This is a genomic window from Pseudomonas sp. Irchel s3h9, assembly GCF_900187475.1.
Lineage (GTDB): Bacteria > Pseudomonadota > Gammaproteobacteria > Pseudomonadales > Pseudomonadaceae > Aquipseudomonas > Aquipseudomonas neuropathica.
In genome coordinates this window covers 203285-221582 of the sequence record NZ_FYDH01000001.1, presented here as the reverse complement: position 1 = coordinate 221582, position 18298 = coordinate 203285, and the positions used below count along the sequence as shown (strand labels likewise).

Genomic DNA, 18298 nt, shown 5'->3' with positions numbered 1-18298 from the left:
GTCGCTTTCAACTATCAGGAATCATCATGACTATTGAAGACAACACCGCAGCGCATCCCATACCCATGGAACCGATCATGCAGGACAATCTGCTGATCAACTTCACCACGGAGTTTCACCGGGTCTGGAGCACTAACGGCTCAAAAGCCAAACCCGCCACATTCTGGCGCCCCACCCCTGCTCCGGATGCATTGCCGGGCTACTTTCCGCTGGGCGACGTGCTCTTTCCCGGCGACGCCAACATCAATGGCGAAATGGTCGCAGCAGTAGTCTGCGAGAAAGATATGGAAGGGTCCTTAAGCACTAAAGGAAAGGCACTGGCCCGCCCTGCCGATTTTGAACTGGTCTGGAAAGAAACCGGAGCACCCAGTGTCACTCGCATGTCGATCTGGCGACCTCTGGCACCCGTCGGTTACGTCGCTCTGGGGCTCGTGTGCTCCAACGATCACTGCAAACCTTCGTTGAACTCGGTGCGCTGCGTCAGGCTCGACCTGGTCATAGCGGCGAACGTCGGTGATCTGATCTGGAATGACAAGGGCAGCGGTGCCAAGCTCAGTTTCAGCGCTTTTGGCATCGAACCTTCGACTGCCGCCGCAGGCGACATCCATTTTGCGCCCGGCACCTTCGTGGGCATCCAGGGCTACAGCAAGCCGGCAGCACCTTCGACGGCGTATGGCTTGCGCATGCAAATCCCGCTGCAAGTCAACGCATCGCCGCAAATTCCGACCCTCACCGGTTACACGAAGCCCGCAGTGAACGAACCCGCCACCGTCACCCAGATTGCCCGCCTGCCTTGGTTCGCAGTGCGAGATCATGCTCATCCCGGCGAACAGTTTCGCAATTCGCCTTACTACGAACTGAAGAGAACTGACGAATATGTGCTCATTGGCCACGAGCGCAATGAATCGGACAAGTATCGGGCCGTTAAATGGACAGCACCACGTCTGCAGAACGCGGTGACAATGCGTATGTTCCATAGTTTTACCGCCATGGAAATCGTCAAAGCCTGGCCGACCGTGCCTCTCAGCGATATCCGCATGACAAAATTCTCGGCCTGCCTGCCAAAAAGTTTGACCCGCACTGAAACGTCTTCCAACGGTTGGAACGAGCTACGACCTCAAGTGGTGATTGCCATGGCGCCGAAGCAAACATCCGTCGCGGTTTATCAGATGCAAAGCCATTACGAGTTGGTACGGGAAGACGGTACTCAAGTGGCGGTCGACTTTGGTTATACCGATGATTCAAGCGTTCTGCTGACGCAATATCCGCCGGAGTCCGTCGAGCGCGCCAGCGCGTGTCCGCCGCTGACGACAGACACCCCGACAATATCTGGCACCGATGGCGCCAACGCTAAAGAGCAGCCATCATCGGGCCCGGATGTCGTTATAGATACCGCCCCATGATTTCGTCCACCACGCCTTCTTTGCGCAACTGATCCAGCGCAGCCTGAAGCTTGGCGACCACTTCGTCGGAGACGTCCTTGTTCAGCGCCAGATACAGTTCTGCACTGTTGAAACGCAGCACGGTCTTGAGACCGGTGACACCGTCCTGCCGCGCCAGATAACGCCCGGCAGGATCACCGGTGGCCCACAGGTCGATCTGACCATTGACCAGTTTCTTCGCGTTGTCCTGATCGCGCAGCACGACTATCGGCTTCAGACCTTGTTTGGTCAGTGTCTCGGCAATCGCATCACCCTTGTAGGCACCGATTTTGTACTGGCGCGCATCATTGAGGGTTTCGAGGGTGATCTTGCTGTCAGCCTTGGCCAGCATGATCCAGTCATCCGGACCGATCGGGCCGACCCATTTGAAGAGCTTTTCGCGGTCCGGCAGACGCGCCATCACGAAGGCGCCATAACCGGGATTTTCCAGAGCCAGTTTGTAGACGCGCTCCCAAGGAAAGCGCAGGGTCAGGCTGTAAGTGATGCCGGCACGCTGGAACACTTCGCGCACGATGTCGGTGGCGATGCCATTGATGTTCTCGCCTTGGGCGAAGTTCTTGCCGTTTTTCGCCATGTTATACGGCGGGAAATTTTCGGTAAGGAGCACCAGATCGGTGTCGGGACTGTTTTCGGCGCGGGCAGTGTTGATGAGCAACATCGATGCACTGGCGAGAACAAGAAGCAGGCGTTTGATCATGTCGGGCTACCGGAATCCATGGCGTGCCCAAGAGTGCCTTGGGTGCGCCATGCTGTCCACTGGCCTGTATGGTTTTCGATCCTGACCCGATTAAAAAGCATCAGCACGTGCTGACGTATCAAAAAAACAGCATGCGAAAGAACAGTTCTCAGCCGAATCAGAGATTTCTGCGACCTTCACCGACCTCACATGTTTGACTTGCAGACAACAGCACTCACAACTAGTCACATTAGCCAGCACATACCGAACAGCACAACGAATTACACTCACCAGCGAAATACAGTTACTCCATTAATTCCTGAAATACGGTCAAGGATTGATCATGACTAATAAAGCCCGAATATTTTTTGCGTGCTCAGCAATAGCACTCACACTTCCATTGATCTCCTGTGCAGGCACCACAGCCGAAGCGCCGGAAGCAATTCTGCTAAGTAACGCGGGTGGCGACTTTAATCACTGGAACGGCATTGGCAAAATTTTCAAAGACGATAGACCTTATTGCAGCGCATTCCTGCTAGACACTCGCGAAACAGGCAAAGAAGCAAACGGGCCAGCTTACGTAATGACCAATGCGCACTGCACTTCCATCAGAGTCGGCACAATCGCTGACATTGCTTATCAAGGTCAGATACAGTTCAATTTTTTCCATGACACACTCGCGGACGCCAAGCGTTATGACATCGACAAGGTCAATTGGGCCAGTTTCGCCAGTACTGATATCGCTATATTGCAGTTAGGCACCTCACTGGACAGCCTGCTGAAAGACGGAATAACCCCACTCAAGCTCGCGGCGGCAGCACCACGCAACGTCAGTCAGGTGAACCTGGTAAGCGCGCCAGCCACTGCAGCCGGCTTGAGGCTTTCCACCTGCACACAAGAGCCGACCCACACAACCCTGATCAAGTATTTGAACATTCACACCGACTACCAAAAGCAGAACTGCAAAGGAATTGAGCCTGGCTCATCTGGCGCTCCGGTGATCGATGCTGAAACGGGACAAGTGACCGGCATATTATCCGGCACTACTTACGGTATTCCTTCGGATGACTTGTGTTTCTGGCATGGTCTGTGTGGAGATAAAAATACACAATCTCTATTGCCGCATCAGGCTAGCCAGAGTTTTCCTGTCGACTATCTGACTGCTTGTTTCGTTAATGGAACATTCCGTCTCGACACAGAAAACTGCGCACTCACTCCCAACTCAAACTTTCAGTTCAGATTAAACTCAAGAGCCATTACAGACATCGGACTGCACAAAACACCCAACAACACTAACCAGTCAGCGCCAAAATGGGATATCAATTTTTCCATGAGTACCGAGTTCTATCGCTTCAAGACTGTTCGTGATGCACAGGCTTGTTATTCACCTGACCACTACAGCGACCGAATCAGTACAACCAACGCAAAAGTGCAATCAGAAATTGGCCGAGAACCCGGACTGCATTATTTATGTTTGATTGGCGTGAACTCAATCGATCAACAAGCCGATAGCCGACTTCTTGGAAACGCCCAAATCCTGGCAGCAAGAGTCGTAACTCCCGTGCCGATGCAATTACCCGCGCCGACACTCACCATTGAGCCAGACGGCGATTATCTTTTTATAAAGTACCGCGAAGAGGCGGATCGCAATCTCTGGACCCGGATATACACGGGCCCGACAGAAGAAACCAATTGCTCCGAGATCAATCCTGAGCACTACAGCAAAGTCGACGACGGGTTTTACACCCCCGTTCAGGCGCTGCCATTGACGCTATGCAGTTACACGATGGATCGAAACCTGAGTGTTTCAGAGGTTCGGACTGATCAGCTTTACCCTACGCAATCCCGGATAGCAGAATGAGCCATGTGGCGGGTCTCGCTCGACGCGAAGTCCGCCACAGCACCGATGGCCATCTAACGCATCACGATCCCGCGATGCGCCATATAGGCCTTGGCTTCCTGCACGGTGTATTCGCCGAAGTGGAAAATACTCGCTGCCAATACGGCGCTGGCATGGCCCTCGAGAATGCCGTCAGCCAAGTGCTGCAGATTGCCGACGCCGCCGGAAGCGATCACCGGGATGCCCAGCGCATCGCTGATCGCGCGGGTCACGCCGAGGTCGAAACCGTTTTTCATGCCGTCCTGATCCATGCTGGTCAGCAGGATCTCACCGGCACCGAGGCCTTCCATTTTCTTCGCCCACTCGACCGCGTCGAGGCCGGTTGGCTTGCGCCCGCCGTGGGTGAAGATTTCCCAGCGCGGGGTTTCGCCCGGGCCGGAGACTTTCTTCGCGTCGATGGCGACAACGATGCACTGCGAGCCGAAATGCTGCGCCGCTTCACCGACGAACTCCGGGTTGAACACGGCAGCGGTGTTGATCGACACCTTGTCCGCGCCGGCATTCAGCAGATTACGGATGTCCTGCACGGTACGCACGCCACCGCCGACGGTCAGCGGGATAAACACCTGGCTGGCCATGCGCTCGACAGTATGCAGCGTGGTGTCGCGACCATCGACGCTGGCGGTGATGTCGAGAAAGGTAATCTCGTCGGCACCCTGCTCGTCATAACGACGGGCGATTTCCACCGGGTCACCGGCGTCACGAATGTTTTCGAACTTCACACCTTTGACGACCCGGCCGTTGTCCACGTCCAGGCAAGGGATGATGCGTTTGGCCAGCGCCATGGTCAGTCCTCAGCCTTGGTACGAATCGCAGAAAGCTTGCGCTTCGGCGACGTCGAGGGTGCCTTCGTAAATCGCCCGGCCGGTGATGGCGCCGATGATGCCTGGTGCTTTGGCGTCGAGCAGCGACTTGATGTCACCCAGATTGTGGATGCCGCCGGAAGCGATCACCGGGATCTTGGTAGCAGCGGCCAGCGCAGCGGTGAACGGCACGTTGCAACCCTGCATCATGCCGTCTTTGGCGATGTCGGTATAAACGATCGAGGAGACGCCGTCGGCTTCAAACTGCTTGGCCAGATCGATGACCTGCACGGTGCTGATTTCAGCCCAGCCATCGGTGGCGACGAAACCGTCTTTGGCATCCAGACCGACGATGATCTTGCCCGGGAACGCGCGGCAGGCCTCAGCGACGAAGGCCGGATCTTTAACGGCTTTGGTACCGATGATCACGTAGCTGACGCCAGCCTTGACGTAGTGTTCGATGGTTTCCAGCGAACGAATGCCGCCACCGATCTGGATCGGCAATGTCGGATAGCGCTTGGCAATCGCAGTCACCACTTCGCCGTTGACTGGCTGGCCTTCGAACGCGCCATTCAGATCGACCAGATGCAGACGGCGGCAACCGCCCTCCACCCACTTGGCAGCCATGCTCACCGGGTCATCGGAGAACACTGTGGAATCTTCCATGCGGCCCTGGCGCAGACGTACGCAGGCACCGTCTTTAAGATCGATAGCGGGAATAATCAGCATCTGGCAAACCTTCAAATTTGAATGTTCAGCTTGGCTCGGAAATCAGTTTTTCTCGAGCGCCCACAGGTCGCTTTCGATGCTTTCAAACCGCTCTTTGAGGTGGGTCTGCACATCGAAAATCGCCCTGTTGTAATAGTGCGGAGCAATTTCGCGGGTAAATAACTCAAGAATTTCCGCCGCTTCGAACGACCCCAGGTCCAATTCGAAACGGTCTTCCATGAACCGCTGAATCTTGCGATTGGCCTCGTTCTCCTGTTCGGGAGTAAGGGTCAGGATCGGCGGTTTGGATTTCTTGGCAGCCATTTACCAGCGACCATCCCATGCGGCGAAGTTCTGCAGTAATTGCAGGCCATGGGTATGGCTCTTCTCCGGGTGGAACTGCACGGCGAAGCGCGAGCCGTCGGCCAGCGCTGCAGCGAAGTCGACGCCATAGTGACCGCCACCGACCACCTGCCGCGCGTTGGCGGCGGCGATGTAGTAGCTGTGCACGAAGTAAAAACGCGCCATGTCCGGAATGTCGTGCCACAACGGGTGGCTGACCTTCTGCTTCACCTCGTTCCAGCCCATGTGCGGGACTTTCAGGTGCTCGCCGTCTTCATGCAGGTCTTTGCCGAAGAACTTCACCGCGCCCGGGAACAGGCCGATGCAGTCGACGCCGTCGTTCTCTTCACTGGTGTCGAGCAACGCTTGCATGCCGACACAGATACCGAGGAACGGACGATCCTGGCTGACTTCACGCACCAGTGAATCGAAGCCGAGGCGACGGATCTCCGCCATGCAGTCGCGAATCGCGCCAACACCGGGGAACACCACGCGGTCAGCTTCGCGAATCACGGCGGCATCGCTGGTGATCAGCACTTTACCGGCGCCGACGTGCTCGAGGGCCTTGGCCACCGAGTGCAAATTGCCCATGCCGTAATCGATAACTGCAACCGTCTGCATTACAGAACGCCTTTGGTCGATGGCATTTGCCCGGCCATGCGCTCATCCAGCTCGACAGCCATGCGCAGCGCGCGGCCGAAAGCCTTGAACACGGTTTCGATCTGGTGGTGGGTGTTGGTGCCACGCAGGTTGTCGATGTGCAGACTGACCAGCGCGTGGTTGACGAAGCCCTGGAAGAATTCCTGGAACAGGTCAACGTCGAAGCCGCCCACGGTGGCGCGGGTGTACGGCACGTGCATCTGCAGGCCCGGGCGACCGGAGAAATCGATCACCACACGCGACAGCGCTTCGTCGAGCGGTACATAGGCATGACCATAGCGACGGATGCCTTTTTTATCGCCGATGGCTTTGGCAAACGCCTGGCCGAGGGTGATACCGACATCTTCCACCGTATGGTGGTCGTCGATATGCAGATCGCCCTTGCATTCAATATCCAGGTCGATCAACCCGTGACGGGCGATCTGATCCAGCATGTGCTCAAGAAAAGGAACACCGATATCGAATCGGGCCTTTCCGGTGCCATCAAGGTTGATCGAGGCTTTGATCTGGGTTTCCAGAGTGTCGCGCTCGACAGACGCCTTACGTTCGGCCATCACCAGCTCCGCAAAATCATTGGGCGAAAAAGGCAGCCATTATAGGCACGCGAGGCGCAAACAGAAACACGAGAGGTGAGATGGCTGACGGATAGAATGCCCGGCTGTCGCGGGTAGACATGTCCATACAAGCCATAAAGGGCAATGATCGCTCCCACGCTCTGCGTGGGAGTGCAGCCCCGGACGCTCTGCGTCCGCTTCGAATGTGACGCAGAGCGCCACGGGAGGCATTCCCACGCAGAGCGTGGGAACGATCAGGTAGAAACGAACTTAGTGAAACAGTACCGCCGTCTTCTGCAGGGTCACCCACACCCCCCACGCCAACGGAATACCCACCACCAGCCACGCAGCGATCGCCAGCGGCTTGCTGCCCGGGGCGGCTTTCCACTCCAGAACCGTGCTGGCATCAGCACCTTTGTCGTGGCCCAGCGCCTGTTCGGCAGCCAGCTCAGCGTCGGTCATGAAGTATTTGTCAGCCACCGGACGCACCAGCAGGTTGCACAGGAAGCCCAGCACCAGCAGGCCTGCGAGGATGTACAGGGTGATGTCGTAAGCGGCAGCGCGCTCAACGCCGATGCTCAACTGATACTCACGCAGGTAGTTCACCAGCACCGGACCGAGCACGCCGGCCGCAGCCCAAGCGGTCAGCAAACGACCGTGGATCGCACCGACCATCTGCGTACCGAACAGGTCGGCCAGATACGCCGGCACCGTGGCAAAACCGCCGCCGTACATCGACAGAATGATGCAGAACGCCGCCACGAACAGCGCAACGTTGCCCAAATGGCCCATGTTCGGGATCAGCGCGTACAGGGCAAAACCCAGGGCGAAGAACACGAAGTAGGTGTTTTTGCGGCCCAGGTAGTCCGAGAACGAAGCCCAGAAGAAGCGGCCACCGATGTTGAACAGGCTAAGCAGACCGGTGAAACCGGCAGCAATCGCAGCGATCGAGGCCAGTTGCCCGGCGTCGAGCTGACCAAACGGCACATCGACACCCAGCAGTTTGCCGCCGAACACTTCCTGCAGCAGTGGCGAAGCCATGCCGAGGATGCCGATGCCGGCAGACACGTTCAGGCACAGCACCAGCCAGACCAGACGGAATTGCGGGGTTTTCCACGCCACATTCACGTGCACGTGACGGTGGGTGATCATCGAGTTCGAGGCTTTCTTCGCCGGAGCGGTCCAGCCTTCAGGTTTCCAGCCGGTTGGCGGGACACGGTAAGCCAGAGCACCACCGATCATGAACACGAAGTAGATCGCGGCCATGGCGACGAAGCTCTGCCAGACGCCGACACCGGTTGGCGAAGCGAAGTGGCTCATCAGCGCGGTTGCCAGCGGTGCACCGACCATCGCGCCGCCACCGAAGCCCATGATTGCCATGCCGGTAGCCATGCCGCGCTTATCCGGGAACCACTTGATCAGGGTCGAGACTGGCGAGATATAGCCCAGGCCCAGACCGATACCGCCGATCACGCCAGAGCCGAGCCACATCAGCCAGATCTGGTGGGTATAAATACCCAACGCGGAGATCAGCAGACCGCCGCACCAGCACAGTGCCGATACCACACCGGCCTTGCGCGGACCTGCGTGCTCCAGCCAGCCACCCCAGATCGCTGCCGAGCAGCCGAGGAAGATGAAGAACAGCGTGTAGATCCAGCCGAGCATCGAGATCGGCCAATCACATTGCGACGAGAACACTTGTGCGATGAAGCTCATGTCCGGTGCGCAAGCCACCGGAGCAGTCACGCCCAGCGCCTTAGACAGCGGCAACCAGAACACCGAGAAGCCGTAGGCCATGCCGATGCACAGGTGGATGGCCAGAGCGGCCGGTGGGACTAGCCAACGGTTGAAACCGGGCTTGGCGATGATGCGTTCCTTGGACAGGAACGCGGGCTGATCGGCTTTGAGGCCGTCCGCCGTGATGCTCGTGCTCATTGTGTATCCCCCAATTATTAGTATGGTTCGCCAGCCACTGTTCACCCCCGGCCTTTATGCACGCAGGCATGACCGTTTTTTGGGTGAAGCTCCTTGAAGGCGCGACGTTAAGTCGCAGAAGGACGGACGAACGGGCGAAGGTTACCATTTGCACGTGACAGAAAAACCAAACTGATATCACCTTTTTTCTGTCGTCTGATCTCGTATCACTCAGGAAAACGCCATGCCAATCGTCGTACAAGCGCTGAACGCCGCCAATTATCAGGACCAGGAGGATTTGCGGAAGATTTATCGCGACGCGCCGGACTGGCTGTTTGCGCCGTTTTCCGGTGAAAACAATCTGATCGACCGCACTCTCGCCGAGGGAAGTTTTATTGCCGGGCGTTTCAACGACCGCTTGCTCGGTGCCGCGCGCCTGCAGAGGCACCACGACGTTTGGTACTTGTCCCATTTATGCGTACGAAAAGTTACCCGTCGCCGTGGGGTTGCTGAACGGCTGGTGAACCAAGCGCAGAAAATGGCGTCGCAAGCGGGGGCTGAACTGCGTCTGCTGGCGCCTGCCGGGCATCCTGAAGCCTTGGCAATTGCAGCGAAGTTACACCTCCCGCTGGAGGTACTGGCAACATGACGCCACACCGAACCGGGCAATTGCAGCGCTATACTCCCCGGCTAAATTACGAATTCGACTAATTACAAGGACTCGCCCATGAAAGCGTTCGGCAAAATCCTGGGTCTGGTACTTCTCGGATTGTTGCTGATCATTGTGGCGGCAGGTTTTGCCCTGACCCACCTCTTCGATCCCAACGATTACAAAGACGAGATTCGCCAGATAGCCCGCGACAAGGCCCACATCGAGCTGACGCTCAATGGCGACATCGGCTGGAGCCTGTTCCCGTGGCTCGGCCTGGAACTGCACGAGGCCAGCGTTGCCACCCTGATCAATCCGACTGAACCGTATGCCGATTTGCAGATGCTCGGCCTGTCCGTGCGCGTGCTACCGCTGTTGCGCCGCGAAGTGCAAATGAGCGATGTCCGCGTTGAAGGACTGAACCTGCGCCTGAAACGCGACAAAAACGGCCACGGCAACTGGGAAGACATCGGCAAGGTGCCGACAGCCGCCGCACCTGCCGGCAGCCCGGCACCTGCCAGCGCAGCCACTGCAGAAGCGCCTGCCCAACCGGAAAAACCGCCACAGCCGATCCGCCTCGACATCGACAGCCTGACCGTCAACAACGCCCGCGTTGAATACAACGACGAGCTGACCGGCAAGCAATTCAGCGCCGAGAGCATCCAGTTGAGCACCGGCCCGGTACACGATTCGACGAATATTCCGGTGAAAGCCACGGCATTCCTCGGCACCAACCAGCCGGTCCTGCGCGTGCGTACCGAGCTCACTGGCGAGCTGCGCATCGAGCGCGCGCTGCAGCGCTACAGGTTCGAAGATATGAAGCTTTCCGGTGAATTGGCCGGCGATCCGTTGCAAGGCAAGACCATGACCTTCGCAGCTCAGGGCCAGTTATCGCTGGACAAAGCGGCGAACGTCGCCGAGTGGACCGGCATCAAGATCTCCGCCAACCAGTTGCGCGCGCTGGGTGAACTGAAAGCCAACGACCTCGACAAGACTCCGCAGATCTCTGGCGGCCTCTCCATCGCCCAGTTCGATCTGGCGAAATTCGTCGACAGCATCGGCCAGAAACTCCCGCCCATGGCCGAAGGCAGCCTGAGCAAAGTCGAACTGGTCAGCCGCGTGGCCGCCACGCCAACCAGCATTGCCTTCGACAATATCAATCTGAAACTCGACGACAGCAGCTTCAGCGGCCGCATCGCCGTCGAAGACTTCGCCAAACAATCGCTGCGGGCAATTCTCAAGGCCGATACGTTCAACGCTGACCGCTACCTGCCGCCGAAATCGGCACAAGCCAACAGCGCCACGCAAGTGCGTCAGGCCGAAGTCGCCAGCACCGAAGCCGATGCCATGGCCGGTGCCGGCTCCACGCCGCTGCCGGACAAACCGAGCAAAACCGCCTGGAGCACCGAGCGCCTGCTACCGGTTGAGCGCCTGGCCAAACTCGACGTCGACGCCGACCTGACTTTTGGCCAACTGACCCTCGACAAGTTGCCGATCCAGAACGCCGCACTGAAAGCCACCGGCCAAAGCGGCTTGCTGACCCTGACCAACCTGAGCGGCGAACTGTACAACGGCGGTTTCGCCGCCAATGGCACCCTCGATGTACGCCCGAGCGCGCCTGTGCTGAACCTGCAGACCAAGCTCAATCGCGTGCCTGTAGAAAAAATCCTCGAAAGCCAAGGCAAGAACCCGCCGGTCAAAGGTCTGGTGACCCTCACCAGCAATATCACTGGCAGCGGCAACAGCCAGCAGGCGCTGATCGATACGCTTAACGGCAACGCCATTTTCGTGATTAACAACGGCGTGCTGCTCAACGCCAATCTTGAACAGCAACTGTGCAAAGGCATCGCCACGCTTAACCGCAAAACCCTCAGCGGCGAACCACGCGGTAAAGACACGCCATTCCAGGAACTCAAGGGCAACCTGACTTTCCGCAATGGCATTGCCAGCAACCCGGACCTGAAAGTGCGCATCCCCGGCATGACCGTCAACGGTGACGGCGACATCGACTTGCGCGTGCTCGGCATGGACTATCGCGTCGGCATCATCGTCGAGGGTGACACCAGCGCCATACCGGATCCTGCGTGCCAGGTAGGCGAGAAATTCGTCGGTGTCGAATGGCCGCTGCGCTGCCGTGGTCCGCTGGAGCTGGGCGCCAAGGCCTGCCGCGTCGACAACGATCGCCTCGGTCAGGTCGCGACCAAACTGGCCGGCGACAAGCTCAGTGAAAAAATCGACGAAAAACTCGGTGACAAGGTCAGCCCGGAATTGAAAAACGCATTGAAGGGGCTGTTCAAGCGATGAGAGCGGAGCAATTTTCCACGGCGGTGCTGGATTGGTTCGACCGCCACGGCCGCCACGATCTGCCTTGGCAGCAGAACATCAACCCGTATCGGGTGTGGGTGTCGGAGATCATGTTGCAGCAGACCCAGGTCAGCACCGTGCTCAATTACTTCGACCGTTTCATGGCCGCGCTGCCGACGGTCGAAGCGCTGGCAGAAGCCCCCGAAGACGAAGTGCTGCACCTGTGGACCGGGCTGGGTTACTACACCCGCGCGCGCAATTTGCAGAAGACCGCGAAGATCGTCGTCAGCCAGTACGCTGGCGAGTTTCCGCGTGACGTTGAAAAGCTTACGGATCTACCGGGCATTGGTCTGTCCACTGCCGGCGCGATTGCCAGCATCAGCATGGGCCTGCGCGCGCCGATCCTCGACGGCAACGTCAAACGCGTGCTGGCGCGCTTTACCGCGCAAGAGGGCTACCCCGGCGAACCGAAGGTCGCCAAACAACTGTGGGCCACCGCTGAACGCTTTACGCCGCACGATCGGGTCAACGCCTACACCCAGGCGATGATGGATCTCGGCGCCACGCTGTGCACGCGTAGCAAACCGAGCTGCCTGCTGTGTCCGCTGGAACGTGGCTGCGAAGCGCACATGCTCGGCCTCGAAACCCGCTACCCGATTCCCAAGCCGCGCAAAACCATTCCGCAGAAGCGCACGCTGATGCCGATGCTGGCCAACGACGACGGCGCGATTCTGCTTTACCGTCGCCCCTCAAGCGGTTTGTGGGGCGGTCTGTGGAGCCTGCCGGAGCTCGACGACCTCGATGACCTGCAACATCTCGCCGATCAGCACTCGCTGACCATGGGCGAGCAGCAGGCCCTGCCGAACCTTGTTCACACGTTCAGCCATTTCCAGCTGTCCATCGAACCCTGGCTGGTTCAGGTGCAGGAGGCCGCCCATCACGTGGCCGAGGCCGACTGGCTCTGGTATAACCTCGCCACCCCGCCGCGCCTGGGCCTCGCCGCCCCGGTCAAAACCTTGCTCGAACGCGCGGCCGCCGTCTTGAATGCAGGAGAGTCGCCATGACCCGCACCGTAATGTGCCGCAAGTACAAAGAAGAATTGCCCGCGCTGGACCGCGCCCCTTTCCCGGGCGCCAAAGGTCAGGATATTTTTGACCACGTCTCGGCCAAGGCCTGGGCTGACTGGCAGAAACACCAAACCCTGCTGATCAACGAAAAGCGTCTGAACATGATGAACGCCGAAGACCGCAAATATCTTCAGGGCGAAATGGACAAGTACTTCTCCGGCGAGGAATACGCCAAGGCCGAAGGCTACGTTCCGCCTGCTGAGTAAACCCTGCAAAATCGGGGGCCGGATCGTAAGCGACGGAATTAATTTAAGAAATTTTAAAAAAGTCGTTGACGTAAATCCGAAAAACCCTTTTAATGCGCCCCGTTGCCCAGATAGCTCAGTCGGTAGAGCAGGGGATTGAAAATCCCCGTGTCGGCGGTTCGATTCCGTCTCTGGGCACCAAATACCGAAAACCCTGAATCGCAAGATTCAGGGTTTTTTTATGCCTGCGATTTGATCACGCCTCTCTCTGCGTCCCGCAACGCCCTCCTCTCGATACACCTCAAACCCGCCTGTACTGAAAAATACCCAAAATCTGTATCTCTCCCCATGTAGGAAAATTCGCCAGTATTCCTCCAAGCCTTGGCGAGCCAACGACTGGCTCTACTTTGCGCCCCGCAACACTCTGGGCCCCTGAAGCCCTCAGAGCGCAAAACCTGATTTTTTGAATAGATCGGCGTCCACCGCAAGGTCACTTCCTGTCCAGCTAAAAAATCTAAAAACAAACCCAACAGGCGAACTGCATTTACTGCTTTTCAAACATTCCAGGATGAATGCTGGCGCCCCTGTGCGCCCGGCAAAAGAGCGAAACGGACGACGTATGATCAAGCAACTTATCAATGAAGACAGTTATGTGCAGATTGGCGATCTGTGCAGCGCAACGATTCAGCTGAAAATCGAAGGACTGAATCCTGCCGGATCGATCAAGCTCAAAACCGCACATGCCCTGATCACGGATCTGGAAAATCAGGGCCGGATTCACCATAAGACCCGGCTGGTCGAGTCTTCCTCGGGGAATCTGGGGGTCGCGCTGGCCATGGTCTGCGCCGCCAAGGGTTACAAGTTTGTCTGTGTGATCGACCCGAACATTTCTGCGCCGAACAGAAAACTCATGCAGGCACTGGGTGCCGAAATGATCATGGTCGATCAGCGTGACGAAAACGGCGGCTACCTGAATTCGCGTATCCGTTTGATCGAGCAACTGGTCGCAGAGAACGCCGACTACATCTGGCTCAATCAATACAAAAACCCGACCAACCCCCTCGCTCACTATCAAGCTACCGCAAAGTCCATCGCCCATAAATTTCCACACGTGGACTACTTGTTCGTCGGCGCCGGTACCACCGGTACTTTGATGGGCTGCAAGAACTACTTCGCCGAACACCATCCGCACACCAAAGTGATTGCCGTCGATACGGTCGGCTCGGTGACCTTCGGTCTGCCGGGCGGTACGCGGCATATCCCGGGGCTGGGTACCAGCCGTCTGCCAGAGATCTTCGAGCCGTCGGGGATTCACGACTTCGTATCGATCGCCGAGGAACAGACGATCAAGGTCTGCCGCTGGCTGGCGCAACGCTACGGCCTGCTTTTTGGTGGCTCCACCGGCACTGTCCTGGCGGGCATCCAGCAATGGGCGCCGCACATCCGTCCTGACGATGTCGTCGTGGCGATCTCCCCCGACATGGGTGAGCGCTACCTCGAAACCATCTACTCCGATGACTGGGTCACCCAGCGGATCGGCGCAAGCGCTTTGCAATCACTCTTCCCAGAAATCGCTCTGGCACTCTCGGCGTAATCCCCATGACCACACAGAACCCGATTCAACCGTTCCATGTCATCCCAGGCGCCGTCGTCAAGGACATCCTCAACGGGCTGCGTCACGCAACCATCGACATGGTCGCCCAGACCTACCTGACCCACGAGCGCGGCGAAACCGTTAACCCGGATAGCTACTTCCTGCGTTTTCCGGCGCAACCGGCGAACCGGATCATTGCCTTGCCGGCGGCGATCGTCGACAGCGAGGGCGATCAGTCCGTCTCCGGGATCAAGTGGATTGCCAGCTATCCAGACAACATCAAGTCGGGCATCCCGCGTGCTTCGGCGGTGCTGATCCTCAACGATCCTGACACCGGCTATCCCTATGCGCTGCTTGAAGGCGCGCTGATCAGTGCCGTGCGCACCGCAGCGTCGGCGGTGCTCGGTGCCTGGTGGCTGAATGGCCAGAGCAAGAGCGCACAGAAACTCTCGATCATTGGCGGCGGGGTGATTTCGCGGAACATCCTTGAGACGTTCATCGCCGATGACTGGTCGTTCGACAGCGTGGGCATTCACGACCTCAACGCAGAGTCAGCGCAAGCGCTGTCGTCCTTCGGCAAACAGCTCGGGGTGCCGGATGTACAGCTGTTGTCGCTGGACGAGGCACTGAGCGCCGACATCGTGGTGTTCGCCACCAGTGCCGGCGAACCCTACGTCAACGGCAGCGGCACCTTCCGCCCGGGGCAGATCGTGCTGAACATCTCGCTACGGGATATCGGCGCAGAGATCATCGAAGAAAGTTACAACTACTTCGACGACGTGACCCATTGCTTGAAAGCCAATACCTCACCTCATCTGGCCGAGCAAAAGTACGGGCATCGTGATTTCGTTACCGGCACCGTCGGGCAATTGATTCGCGGTGACCTGCAGGTTGCCACGGACAAGCCGCTGATTTATTCGCCGTTCGGCATGGGCATCCTCGATCTGGCAATTGGCCGGATGATCCACGACATCGCGGTCAAGGACGGTTCGGCGGTCGCCATCCCCTCCTTCTTCGGGGAGGAGCGCCGATGGTGAAGGCGCCTCTGCACATCGGCCTGGTGGGCTGCGGCTCACGCGGGCTGTCGATTTTCGAACGCCTGCTGAGCCTTGCTGAAACGCGCCCGGAGCAGCCAGTCGTCATCGATATTCTCGATCCGAATGTGCTCGGAAGCGGCGCGCATTGGCCGGATCAACCGGACTATCTGCTGCTCAACACCGTTGCCGGTCAACTCGGGGTTTTCCCCGACGCAGCAGCCTTCGGAAACCTGGCGGATGCGCGGGAGCGGCCGGGCGCGGATTTCCTGACGTGGTGCCACGAGCAGCGCATCAAGGTCGACGCGGACAGCGGACTGCTCGCCGCCGACGGCCGTGACGTCGAGCCGCAGGACTTTCTGCCGCGCCATTTGCTCGGCGCCTATCTGGCGGACGCCTTCGCGCAAATCCTCGCGACGGCACCGCACTGGGTGAGCGTGAACCTGCATCAGCAGGCCGTCACCGCGGTCGAGCGCAACGCGGGTCAGCAATACCTGCTGCAGACCGCTTCGGGGGCTGCGGTCACCGTGGATCGGCTGATTCTGACGGTCGGCCATACCGGTCGCCTGCGCTCGGCGGATCGCAACCGCGTTGATGATGTCTATCCGCTGCCCGGCAGCCTCGCCACCATCGAGCCCGGCGAAACCGTGCTGGTCGAAGGGCTTGGGCTAGGTGCGATGGACACCCTGGCGGCGCTGACCTCCGGCAGGGGCGGTCGCTACAAGCGCATGGCCGACGGCAGTCACGCCTATCAGCCTTCGGGCCAGGAACCGGTGATCTTTATCCAGTCGCGGGACGGGTTGCCGTTTCGCACCCGACCTAACGGCCTGATTGAATGCCCGCGCCATCGCGCCGTACTGCTGACGAGTGCGCGCATCGAATCCCTGCGGGCAAGCAGCAATAACCGACAGTTGGACTTCGAACAGGACATCCTGCCGCTGATGCTGCTGGAGATGCGTGCGGCGGCCGTCGCCGTCGTGCACAGCCCATCAGCGCCAGAGCAGGTGCTGGAGCGACTCAGGGCCGTCAGCGTTGCTGGCGAACCCGGTGTTGTCGCCTGTGAAGCGTTACTACGCGATTACGAGGCGACTGGTGGTGCGATCGATCCGCAGGCGCTGATCTGGCATGCACTGCCCGACGACGTGCAGCCCTACAACTATCACGCCTGGATCTACGACACCCTCGAAGCCGATTTGCACGAGTCGCGCCTGGGGCGCGGAGGATCGGCGATCAAAGCCGCCATCGAAGTCTGGCGCGATCTGCGTGACCGCCTGCGTGAGGCCGTCGATTTCGACGGGCTGACCGACGCGTCGCATCGGCAGTTCTATGGCCGTTGGCACAAGGCAATCAACCGCCTCGTTGCGGGCCCGCAAAAAGAGCGCCACGCCGACCTGCTCGCCCTGTGTGACGCCGGTCTGCTGACATTTCTCAAGCCCGGCTCGCGCCCTGCGATCAACGACTTCAAACGCGTCGCCGGTTATGTCCAGAGCAGCGGCGTAAGCAACAGCGACTGCGCGCCGGTGCGTGATCTGGCGCGGCTGGGCCTGATCCGCCCGAGAACCGACGAACCAGGCATCGACGGCATCGATGTCGACGCCGCGTGCCACCCGAAATCGAGCGCTGGCGAACCGGTGCGCAACATTTGGGTACTCGGCCCGCTCGCCGAAGGTTCTTGCTACTACAACCACTACGTCACCTCGGCGGGCGCGCCTTCGCGTCTGTTCATGGACGCCCATCGAGCAGCCACTGCCATCCTTGAGACAGGGACTTCAGCATGAAGCTTTTCTACCAGACGCATTCACCCTACGCCCGCAAGGTGCTGGTGCTGGCTCACGAACTCGGCATCGCGTCGAGCCTGGAAGTGATCCACCACGAGACCAGCCCGACGTCGCCAAACGAGACCATCTACAAGGCCAATCCGTTGGGCAAAGTGCCGGTGCTGATCCTGCCTGACGCCACGGCGCTGTTCGATTCCATCGTGATCTGTGAATACCTCGACGACCTGAGCGACGGGCCGAAACTCATCCCGGCAAACGGCCCTGAGCGCTACAAGGCGCTGCGCCTGCAAGCATTGGCGCAGGGCATGTGCGATGTCGGCATCAAGCTGCGCTGGGAAGTCGAGCGCCGCCCCGAAGCCTTGCGCTATCCGGCCTACGCCGACGGCCAGGCGTTCAAACTCAAGGAGGCTTACCGCTTCATCGAGGAACACGTCGACCTCAATGGCCCGATCACCCTCGGCCACATTGCCTTGGCGACCGCGCTCGACTGGATCGCCTTTCGCCAACTCTCGGACTTTTCCGCTCAAGCACGCCTGACCGAGTGGTATCAGACTTTTTGTGAGCGGGCGTCCATGCGGGCGACCGAGTACAGCGGGCAGACTCACGATTAAGTTAAGGAAAACCGGGT

At 58.8% G+C, this 18298-nt stretch carries 17 protein-coding genes and 1 tRNA gene; 11 read left to right on the top strand and 7 right to left on the bottom strand.

Annotated features, from left to right (window positions below; genetic code table 11):
• The first annotated feature begins 26 nt into the window (after window positions 1-26).
• Window positions 27-1403 (top strand): Vps62-related protein, encoded by a 1377-nt coding sequence (locus tag CKW26_RS00985; protein ID WP_095047163.1) that lies wholly within the window; start codon window positions 27-29, stop codon window positions 1401-1403.
• Here CKW26_RS00985 and CKW26_RS00980 read toward each other — a convergent pair.
• Entirely contained in the window at window positions 1384-2139 is a 756-nt protein-coding gene (locus CKW26_RS00980; RefSeq protein WP_095047162.1) for an ABC transporter substrate-binding protein, read from the bottom strand. The two genes, CKW26_RS00985 and CKW26_RS00980, sit on opposite strands and share 20 nt — an antisense overlap.
• A 322-nt stretch (window positions 2140-2461) precedes the next feature.
• Between CKW26_RS00980 and CKW26_RS00975 the strand changes: the two genes are divergently transcribed.
• Window positions 2462-3979, top strand: coding sequence for a serine protease (locus tag CKW26_RS00975; protein WP_095047161.1), 1518 nt, complete (start codon window positions 2462-2464; stop codon window positions 3977-3979).
• Between the two features lie 53 nt (window positions 3980-4032).
• Here CKW26_RS00975 and hisF read toward each other — a convergent pair whose 3' ends face one another.
• The 6 genes from hisF to CKW26_RS00945 form a co-directional block, all read right to left on the bottom strand.
• Window positions 4033-4803 (bottom strand): imidazole glycerol phosphate synthase subunit HisF, encoded by a 771-nt coding sequence (gene hisF / locus CKW26_RS00970; protein ID WP_007897430.1) that lies wholly within the window; start codon window positions 4801-4803, stop codon window positions 4033-4035.
• A 9-nt stretch (window positions 4804-4812) separates the two neighbouring features.
• Window positions 4813-5550, bottom strand: coding sequence for a 1-(5-phosphoribosyl)-5-[(5-phosphoribosylamino)methylideneamino]imidazole-4-carboxamide isomerase (hisA, locus tag CKW26_RS00965; protein ID WP_003220753.1), 738 nt, complete (start codon window positions 5548-5550; stop codon window positions 4813-4815).
• 42 nt (window positions 5551-5592) lie between these two features.
• Window positions 5593-5853: a DUF2164 domain-containing protein gene (locus CKW26_RS00960; protein ID WP_003220751.1), complete on the bottom strand. Its 261-nt coding sequence runs from the start codon at window positions 5851-5853 to the stop codon at window positions 5593-5595.
• Entirely contained in the window at window positions 5854-6492 is a 639-nt protein-coding gene (gene hisH / locus CKW26_RS00955) for an imidazole glycerol phosphate synthase subunit HisH (protein ID WP_007909206.1), read from the bottom strand.
• Window positions 6492-7085: an imidazoleglycerol-phosphate dehydratase HisB gene (gene hisB, locus CKW26_RS00950; protein ID WP_007909204.1), complete on the bottom strand. Its 594-nt coding sequence runs from the start codon at window positions 7083-7085 to the stop codon at window positions 6492-6494. The genes hisH and hisB overlap by 1 nt, the downstream gene beginning before the upstream one ends.
• A gap of 270 nt (window positions 7086-7355) precedes the next feature.
• Window positions 7356-9020: an OFA family MFS transporter gene (locus CKW26_RS00945; protein ID WP_095047160.1), complete on the bottom strand. Its 1665-nt coding sequence runs from the start codon at window positions 9018-9020 to the stop codon at window positions 7356-7358.
• 223 nt (window positions 9021-9243) lie between these two features.
• Between CKW26_RS00945 and CKW26_RS00940 the strand changes: the two genes are divergently transcribed.
• The 9 genes from CKW26_RS00940 to CKW26_RS00905 all read left to right on the top strand — a co-directional run bounded on the left by CKW26_RS00940 (window position 9244) and on the right by CKW26_RS00905 (window position 18281).
• Window positions 9244-9648, top strand: coding sequence for an acetyl-CoA sensor PanZ family protein (locus tag CKW26_RS00940; protein ID WP_093430030.1), 405 nt, complete (start codon window positions 9244-9246; stop codon window positions 9646-9648).
• A gap of 78 nt (window positions 9649-9726) precedes the next feature.
• Entirely contained in the window at window positions 9727-11952 is a 2226-nt protein-coding gene (locus tag CKW26_RS00935) for an AsmA family protein (RefSeq protein WP_095047159.1), read from the top strand.
• A complete protein-coding gene (mutY, locus tag CKW26_RS00930) occupies window positions 11949-13016 on the top strand; it encodes an A/G-specific adenine glycosylase (RefSeq protein WP_095047158.1) in 1068 nt (355 codons plus the stop codon). The genes CKW26_RS00935 and mutY overlap by 4 nt, the downstream gene beginning before the upstream one ends.
• Window positions 13013-13285 carry an oxidative damage protection protein gene (locus CKW26_RS00925; protein WP_016986336.1) on the top strand — a complete coding sequence of 91 codons (273 nt, stop codon included), beginning with the start codon at window positions 13013-13015 and terminating at the stop codon, window positions 13283-13285. Before mutY ends, CKW26_RS00925 begins: the two co-directional genes overlap by 4 nt.
• Window positions 13286-13389: 104 nt before the next feature.
• Window positions 13390-13465 (top strand) — tRNA-Phe (locus CKW26_RS00920).
• Window positions 13466-13883: 418 nt separating this feature from the next.
• Window positions 13884-14858 carry a 2,3-diaminopropionate biosynthesis protein SbnA gene (gene sbnA, locus CKW26_RS30395; RefSeq protein WP_320413760.1) on the top strand — a complete coding sequence of 325 codons (975 nt, stop codon included), beginning with the start codon at window positions 13884-13886 and terminating at the stop codon, window positions 14856-14858.
• Window positions 14859-14863: 5 nt separating this feature from the next.
• A complete protein-coding gene (gene sbnB / locus CKW26_RS30390) occupies window positions 14864-15895 on the top strand; it encodes a 2,3-diaminopropionate biosynthesis protein SbnB (protein WP_309475308.1) in 1032 nt (343 codons plus the stop codon).
• Window positions 15889-17670: an FAD/NAD(P)-binding protein gene (locus CKW26_RS00910; protein ID WP_095047157.1), complete on the top strand. Its 1782-nt coding sequence runs from the start codon at window positions 15889-15891 to the stop codon at window positions 17668-17670. Before sbnB ends, CKW26_RS00910 begins: the two co-directional genes overlap by 7 nt.
• The gene (locus CKW26_RS00905; RefSeq protein ID WP_016986334.1) at window positions 17667-18281 is read left to right on the top strand and encodes a glutathione S-transferase family protein; all 615 of its coding nucleotides are present in this window, start codon (window positions 17667-17669) and stop codon (window positions 18279-18281) included. Before CKW26_RS00910 ends, CKW26_RS00905 begins: the two co-directional genes overlap by 4 nt.
• The last annotated feature ends 17 nt before the right edge of the window (window positions 18282-18298 follow it).

Excerpts from the sequence above, each read along its gene's own strand:
- hisA (WP_003220753.1), bottom strand. The coding sequence starts at position 5,550 with ATGCTGATTATTCCCGCTATCGATCTTAAAGACGGTGCCTGCGTACGT.
- CKW26_RS00905 (WP_016986334.1), top strand. The coding sequence starts at position 17,667 with ATGAAGCTTTTCTACCAGACGCATTCACCCTACGCCCGCAAGGTGCTG.
- hisH (WP_007909206.1), bottom strand. The coding sequence starts at position 6,492 with ATGCAGACGGTTGCAGTTATCGATTACGGCATGGGCAATTTGCACTCG.
- sbnB (WP_309475308.1), top strand. The coding sequence starts at position 14,864 with ATGACCACACAGAACCCGATTCAACCGTTCCATGTCATCCCAGGCGCC.
- CKW26_RS00985 (WP_095047163.1), top strand. The coding sequence starts at position 27 with ATGACTATTGAAGACAACACCGCAGCGCATCCCATACCCATGGAACCG.
- sbnA (WP_320413760.1), top strand. The coding sequence starts at position 13,884 with ATGATCAAGCAACTTATCAATGAAGACAGTTATGTGCAGATTGGCGAT.
- CKW26_RS00975 (WP_095047161.1), top strand. The coding sequence starts at position 2,462 with ATGACTAATAAAGCCCGAATATTTTTTGCGTGCTCAGCAATAGCACTC.
- CKW26_RS00925 (WP_016986336.1), top strand. The coding sequence starts at position 13,013 with ATGACCCGCACCGTAATGTGCCGCAAGTACAAAGAAGAATTGCCCGCG.
- hisF (WP_007897430.1), bottom strand. The coding sequence starts at position 4,803 with ATGGCGCTGGCCAAACGCATCATCCCTTGCCTGGACGTGGACAACGGC.
- CKW26_RS00935 (WP_095047159.1), top strand. The coding sequence starts at position 9,727 with ATGAAAGCGTTCGGCAAAATCCTGGGTCTGGTACTTCTCGGATTGTTG.
- mutY (WP_095047158.1), top strand. The coding sequence starts at position 11,949 with ATGAGAGCGGAGCAATTTTCCACGGCGGTGCTGGATTGGTTCGACCGC.
- CKW26_RS00945 (WP_095047160.1), bottom strand. The coding sequence starts at position 9,020 with ATGAGCACGAGCATCACGGCGGACGGCCTCAAAGCCGATCAGCCCGCG.
- CKW26_RS00910 (WP_095047157.1), top strand. The coding sequence starts at position 15,889 with ATGGTGAAGGCGCCTCTGCACATCGGCCTGGTGGGCTGCGGCTCACGC.
- hisB (WP_007909204.1), bottom strand. The coding sequence starts at position 7,085 with ATGGCCGAACGTAAGGCGTCTGTCGAGCGCGACACTCTGGAAACCCAG.
- CKW26_RS00980 (WP_095047162.1), bottom strand. The coding sequence starts at position 2,139 with ATGATCAAACGCCTGCTTCTTGTTCTCGCCAGTGCATCGATGTTGCTC.
- CKW26_RS00940 (WP_093430030.1), top strand. The coding sequence starts at position 9,244 with ATGCCAATCGTCGTACAAGCGCTGAACGCCGCCAATTATCAGGACCAG.
- CKW26_RS00960 (WP_003220751.1), bottom strand. The coding sequence starts at position 5,853 with ATGGCTGCCAAGAAATCCAAACCGCCGATCCTGACCCTTACTCCCGAA.